Source organism: Scytonema hankhaensis NUACC26, assembly GCF_045865695.1.
GTDB lineage: Bacteria > Cyanobacteriota > Cyanobacteriia > Cyanobacteriales > Nostocaceae > Scytonema.
In genome coordinates this window covers 1-6,223 of sequence record NZ_BAACAP010000041.1, presented here as the reverse complement: position 1 = coordinate 6,223, position 6,223 = coordinate 1, and the positions used below count along the sequence as shown (strand labels likewise).

The 6,223-nt window shown below is 41.2% G+C and carries 6 protein-coding genes; 3 read left to right on the top strand and 3 right to left on the bottom strand.

Annotation, left to right across the window (positions count from 1 at the left end):
- Nucleotides 1-307: 307 nt before the first annotated feature.
- A complete protein-coding gene (locus ACKTT2_RS00840) occupies nucleotides 308-577 on the bottom strand; it encodes a hypothetical protein (protein WP_407883005.1) in 270 nt (89 codons plus the stop codon).
- Nucleotides 574-1,281 carry a YdcF family protein gene (locus ACKTT2_RS00835; protein WP_407883003.1) on the bottom strand — a complete coding sequence of 236 codons (708 nt, stop codon included), beginning with the start codon at nucleotides 1,279-1,281 and terminating at the stop codon, nucleotides 574-576. Before ACKTT2_RS00835 ends, ACKTT2_RS00840 begins: the two co-directional genes overlap by 4 nt.
- Nucleotides 1,282-1,580: 299 nt before the next feature.
- Here ACKTT2_RS00835 and ctpB point away from each other — a divergent pair, with 299 nt between their 5' ends.
- The 3 genes from ctpB (at nucleotide 1,581) to ACKTT2_RS00820 (ending at nucleotide 5,169) form a co-directional block, all read left to right on the top strand.
- Complete coding sequence (ctpB, locus tag ACKTT2_RS00830; RefSeq protein WP_407883001.1) at nucleotides 1,581-2,924, top strand: carboxyl-terminal processing protease CtpB; 1,344 nt, start codon at nucleotides 1,581-1,583, stop codon at nucleotides 2,922-2,924.
- 62 nt (nucleotides 2,925-2,986) lie between these two features.
- On the top strand, nucleotides 2,987-3,997 hold the full coding sequence (locus ACKTT2_RS00825) for a glycosyltransferase family 2 protein (RefSeq protein WP_500691367.1): 1,011 nt from the start codon (nucleotides 2,987-2,989) through the stop codon (nucleotides 3,995-3,997).
- Nucleotides 3,998-4,473: 476 nt separating this feature from the next.
- Complete coding sequence (locus tag ACKTT2_RS00820) at nucleotides 4,474-5,169, top strand: response regulator transcription factor (protein ID WP_407882998.1); 696 nt, start codon at nucleotides 4,474-4,476, stop codon at nucleotides 5,167-5,169.
- 326 nt (nucleotides 5,170-5,495) lie between these two features.
- Here ACKTT2_RS00820 and ACKTT2_RS00815 read toward each other — a convergent pair whose 3' ends face one another.
- On the bottom strand, nucleotides 5,496-5,777 hold the full coding sequence (locus ACKTT2_RS00815; protein WP_407882996.1) for an Npun_R1517 family heterocyst differentiation transcriptional regulator: 282 nt from the start codon (nucleotides 5,775-5,777) through the stop codon (nucleotides 5,496-5,498).
- Nucleotides 5,778-6,223 lie beyond the last annotated feature (446 nt).

Here is a 6,223-nt window from a genome sequence, read left to right as displayed (position 1 = left end):
GCTGATTATTTTCTATCTAATGAAAGCCAGACATTGCGGTAACAGAATTCCGTATAGACAATTAAACATATATTTTTTCATTTAACAAAAACAAGAGACATAGAGGAACAAAGCAGTCAGGGAAAAATTTTTATCCAAGGAATAATATTGATACATCTCGAATTATTCCAGTTAAATATTTAACCCCAGTTCTTTCCCAACACAAGAAGTACGTTCATGCTTTGTAGTTAAACTTGAAAACTTAACTAGTAAAAGAGTACTACTATATTGTTGTGAAATGACAACACAACAGAAAAAGTCTATTGGGTTAGGGGAATAGGGATATGGGGCATAGGGCATAGGGCATAGGAAAAGAAAGTATTCTCATTCTTGACAAGGAAATTTTTTCCCTAGGACTGCCTTCACCATGGTTACCGTCTACAGATCTGCCTTCTTCTAAAGCCAAGACTTTAACCAGTGACCACCTGACAAGTGACCGCAGTTTACTAATACTGCCTTCTTCAAAAGCCAAGACCCTAGACCGCAACAGATGCCCTGTAGTTCCAAAAGGAATTTGAAACCTTAAATCACTGGTCACTGGTCACTGGTCACTGCACCTTGACGTTCGCACTTAAAACCCCGCCGTTGCCAAATATCCATCTCGACCTCTGCCAATTTTATGACAGAAGAACATTGCGGTTGAATGATAGGACTTAATCCTGCCCACAATAGACTACGTGTTACATCTAATCCTGTTTTCAACCAAGACTCTTGATTACCAGGGACACCTTGCTCTCGAACCACTTCTGTTTCTACCCAAATACCTCGAGCACCAAACAAAATCTGTGCCATCCATTTAGCTCTTGGCAAATGTGTAGGAGATGTAATCATTTTTACTTTATGCACTTTCCAATGATGTAAAATTGGAATACCATAGTAAAAATTCCCAAAAGTAGAATCCGCACATTTTTCCAACCAAACGTTTTGGATTTGGCTCGCTGCTTCCTTCTGAAAAATCAGCCAAATGCAGGGGTCTTTGGAACCGCGAGAAATAAGAATAGGAATTTTAGGGTACTGTTTTGCCAATTTTGCCACATAAATTTCTCGTCTTATACTTCCACCAAGTACAAAAAAGGCGTCTACTGGCTTGGAGGATGCAGAAATTAGGGTTATAGTGTTGAAAATCAGCAAGCTAGCGAGTACAAAGCACAGTCCAAAAACTAACTTTTGTAAAAATTGCCACTTTTTACCGGATAGTATTGCCTTTGGGTTGAATCCACTGTTTGTGACTTGGCGTTTCATTAATGTATTTAATACCACCCTTTTTAAGTGAATTCTGCTACACCGATCTAACTAGCTAAATGCTATCTTAATAGAGTGATAACGATCGCAAATGGTAGTCATAAAGATGCCATTATATAGCATTAGACTTGCGGAAAACGCGAGCTATGTTATAAACACTGGTTGAAAGGTGACCCAGTATTCTTAAAGAAACATCAAGGAAAATGAATGAAGAAGGTTTACATAAACAAAAAAATCTATAGTCCCTAAAAAACCAGATTGCTACACTGTCAACAACACAATTATTCCAGCTAATATACATGAATCAATCTGCAAAACGTCACTCGCCGCTCCAAGTAGCCCTGATTGGTGGAGCTATAGCTTCAACTGCCTCTCTTTCTGTATTTGGTCCGGTATGGTGTCATTCGGTGCGTGCTGCACTTCAAGATAGCCCGAAAACGATAGTAGATGAAGTCTGGCAACTTGTGAATCGCGAATATGTCGATTCCTCGTTTAACAGACAGGATTGGATAGCAGTTCGTCAAAATTTGCTAGGTAAAGATTATACCTCACGCGAGCAAGCTTATGTGGCTATTCGCGAAGCTTTGGAAAAATTGGGCGATCCTTATACTCGCTTTATGGACCCCAAACAGTACGAAGCTCTTACCAATCAAACATCTGGGGAAGTCTCTGGAATTGGTGTCCGGATGGAATTTAATGAAAAAACTAAGCAACTTACTGTTGTAGAGGCTATTGAAAATTCTCCCGCACTCAAAGCAGGCGTGAAAGCTGGAGACCAAATCTTGGCAATTGACGGCAAATCTACTCAACAAATGAAAGCGGATGACGCCTCTAAACTGATTCGCGGCAAAGCTGGTACTATGGTAACTTTGCGCTTGGGACGTGAAGGACAACCATCTTTTGATGTAAAGTTGACGCGAGCAACTATTGAAGTACCAACTGTACGCTATACCCTCAAGCAAGAAGGTAAGCGGCGTATTGGCTACATTCGTTTGCGAGAGTTCAGCGCTCATGCTTCAAGTCAAATGCGGCGGGCTATTCGCAATTTGAATGCTCAAAAAGTTGACGGCTTTGTGTTGGATCTACGCAGTAACCCAGGTGGTTTGTTACAAGCTAGTATTGAAATTGCTCGTATGTGGCTCGACAACGGAGCCATTGTTAAGACTGTAGACCGGAAGGGCGGTAGCGAAGAAACTAAGGCAAATCACACTGCCATAACAAATCGCCCCCTAGTCGTCTTAGTCGATAACAATTCCGCAAGTGCTAGCGAAATTCTCACCGGAGCATTGAAAGACAATAATCGAGCGATCGTTATTGGCAGTCAAACTTTTGGAAAAGCTCTAGTACAATCGGTTCACGAACTCACAGATGGTTCTGGTGTCGCTGTCACCATAGCTCACTATTATACTCCTAAAGGTACAGATATTAATCACAAGGGAATTGCCCCAGATATTAAATTAGATTTAACAGAAGCACAGCAGCGTCAGTTGGCAGCAAACCCCGATTTGCTGGGAACCCAGAACGATCCTCATTATGCGCGAGCACTCTCCATTCTATCCACCAACAGCCTTGCTCAGCCCTCACCACAAAAACAACAACCTTTGCAATCGTTAAACAACAATGCTAACGATTTGAGATTTTAGTGATGAGTAGGGGCGCGGCGGTCTTGCGCCCTATCGTAGTTAGTGGCTCTTGTTGTCAAAAAATGACCAATGACAAACGACAAAGGACACTCGTACAAATGACACAAGTTAATACATCAACCACTAACTCTTTTTTGCCAAAAGTCTCAGTAATTGTACCGATTTATAATGGGGAAGGGGATTTACCAGAATTAATATCTAATCTGGTAGATCAAACTTACCCTAGGGAGAAAGTAGAGTATTTATTAGTAGATAACAACAGTCGCGATCGCACGAGTCATCTACTGCAAGATGCTGCTGAAAATAGTCCAATTACAATTCGCCCTTTAAGCGAAGCCAAAATTCAAAGTTCTTACGCTGCTCGTAACGCTGGCATTCGAGCGGCAAATGGCGAGATACTAGCATTTACTGACGCCGATTGTCGTCCGCAACCGGATTGGTTAGAGTCACTGATTGCACCTTTCGGAAATCCAGACGTAGCGATCGTTGCTGGTGAAGTAGTGGCTTTGCACGGAATAACATTATTAGAACAACACGCAGATCGACAAGATACATTATCTCAGAAACATACCCTTGCTCATCCTTTTTATCCCTACGGTCAAACCGCCAACTTAGCAATTCGGCGCGAAGCTTTTGAAAAAATAGGTTTATTTCGTCCTTATCTGACGACTGGTGGAGATGCAGATATTTGCTGGCGTATTTTACAGCAAAAGATAGGGCGTTTGGAATTTGTTCCCGAAGCAATTGTGAAACATCGTCACCGCGTAACATTGAAAGAACTAGAAAGTCAATGGCGACGCTACGGGCGTTCAAATCGCTACTTACACGAACTACATGGCGTGGCGTTAATGCGAGAAATGACACCCTCAGAATACTTTTATCGTATAGGACGCTGGGTATTCAAGGAACTACCTAGAGACACCGTCAAAGCTTTTGTAGGTAAAGCTGGGCTTGTGGATATATTAAGCACTCCCATTGGGTTATTCACCGCTAAAGCACGCGCTCGAGGACAAAGAAATACTCAGTTACCAGAAAATGCCAAAACGATTGAGTGGCTTGACAGTGACCAGTGACCCTCCGGGTATCTCCTTCGGAGACGCTTCGCGAACGCCAGTCGCCTGGGCGTGGGAAACTCGCCTCATGCGCGCAGGACTCACCAGTGACCACCCGACCAATGACTGGTCGGGTAGCTGTTGCTCATCTACAGATTTGTAATTTTTTATTAAATTTTTCTTTTTACTGAGTTATGATTGGAACTTAGCTTCTAATTGTTGCAGACATTGTAAATAAATATACACAAATTTTCTTGATTAGAAAAATTACATAACATACTTAATCTTAAAAGTCAAAATAAAAGATGTCTTTGTTTAGACCAATTCCCTAAATCTTCTAGACAAATAAAAATCCCCCTAGCCCCCCTTTTTAAGGGGCTTACCCAAGCTAAAGTCCTCAATCCAAAATCTAAAATCCAAAATCCAAAATGGTATGAGTAGCTTTTCGCGCTCGAATTTCGCTAAATTGGAGAAAAGTAGTGCTAAGGGTACCGTAGATGGCAGGACAATTGTTACTGGTAGATGATGAACCGGGATTGCGTGAAGCAGTGAAGGATTATTTACAAGAGAGTGGTTTCAGCGTTCAGGTTGCCAGTAACGCCCGAGAGGGCTGGGAGTTAGTGCAACAGAACCTACCAGATTTAGTCATCTCAGACATTATGATGCCTCAAGTGGATGGCTACCAATTTCTCAAGCAATTGCGAGACGATCCTCGTTTTCGATCGCTCCCCGTGATATTTCTCACTGCAAAAGGAATGACGACTGACCGCATTCAAGGTTATCACGCCGGTGTTGATGCCTATTTGCCAAAACCTTTCGATCCTGACGAATTAGTAGCTATTGTAGAGAATTTACTAGAACGCCGTTCCTCTCGCACTCCGGCGGTCGCTGAAGACGGCGAATCACCTAATATTACAGAACTGGCTAATCAAATTGCTCAAATTAAAGCTTTGTTGACTCAAAAAAACGCAATTGCTCAATCGCCTGCACCTTTTGCTATTGACTTAACTCCTAGAGAACAAAGCGTCCTGAACCTAGTTGCTGAGGGGCTAATGAATAAAGAAATTGCTCGCCGCTTAGAAACTAGTGTCCGAAATGTAGAAAAGTACGTCAGCCGTTTGTTTAGTAAGACTGGAACTAACAGTCGGACAGAATTGGTTCGTTTTGCTTTGGAACACGGTTTGGCAAAGTAACAGTGACCAGTGACCAGTGACCAGTGACCCTTACGGGTCACTGTTTACTGTTTATGGTAGAAAATATTACCCTGAAATTTAACTTATTAGAAACATAATTCCGCTAAAAAGTGCGGATAACTTCTATATGAAGTCCAAGTAGATATCTACTGGTTTCCGTAATGCTAAGGCGGCAGGTATAATACTAGCTCTAGTACTAAGGTTGGTTAGAGGAAATAAAGTAAGCCGAGTCATTAAGAGAACTAGTAAGCTGAGCGGTAAACTTAAAAAAATTCACCTTTTTACACCTAAGAATCCAATCGAGCGACGGCATAGGATGTCGTTGACTACTGAGGGACGTCAATCGCATTGCGTAAACGCATAAGCTGGCGTCTCATTTGTGGAGAGGCTTTTAGCTCAGAGACTTCTTGCGCCTTTACAGAAGCTTGTAACGTTTCTAAAAAGTCGTCAGAACCTTCAGTTAAAGCATCTAGCAGTACCTGTAAAAGCTGATCGCGATCGCCCAAAAGACTTTTTTCCTCAATCAACCTAAATTTGAGATGTACTTCACACTCATAAACACCTACGTCGATGCTATTGACTTGGCGTGGTAATGCTTTAGAGTTCATAGATTTTAGGAGTCCTTCGCTAGTTGGTTATTTGGTTGAAGAGTGCTTAAAAGCAAGCAAGTGTTCTTTATAATTTTTTCGACATCCAAAATGTTTGAATTAACAGTTTTTGCGTTTCAGCAAATTTTGTCTTGCATTTTCCTCTCCTTTGTATTTTCCGGCTTGACTTTTTTGTCTGGTTTTTGGTTTCTGCCCTAGCTATGGTTCAAGGAGACCATAAACTATTATTCAGTTTTTATGATTCTATACAATAAAGTTTCTGTAAGAAGTGGTTCTATCTTTTTAAAGGTTTTTACATCAACTTTATCTAAACGTCAATAACAGTTTGCCTTTTTACTGAATAGCTAGTAGTAACACGTAAGTAAATTCGCTGATTATTTTCTATCTAATGAAAGCCAGACATTGCGGTAACAGAATTCCGTATAGACAATTAAACATATATTTTT

Coding starts and splice junctions, on each gene's coding strand:
- ACKTT2_RS00820 (WP_407882998.1), top strand. CDS start 4,474: ATGGCAGGACAATTGTTACTGGTAGATGATGAACCGGGATTGCGTGAA.
- ACKTT2_RS00835 (WP_407883003.1), bottom strand. CDS start 1,281: ATGAAACGCCAAGTCACAAACAGTGGATTCAACCCAAAGGCAATACTA.
- ctpB (WP_407883001.1), top strand. CDS start 1,581: ATGAATCAATCTGCAAAACGTCACTCGCCGCTCCAAGTAGCCCTGATT.
- ACKTT2_RS00815 (WP_407882996.1), bottom strand. CDS start 5,777: ATGAACTCTAAAGCATTACCACGCCAAGTCAATAGCATCGACGTAGGT.
- ACKTT2_RS00825 (WP_500691367.1), top strand. CDS start 2,987: ATGACCAATGACAAACGACAAAGGACACTCGTACAAATGACACAAGTT.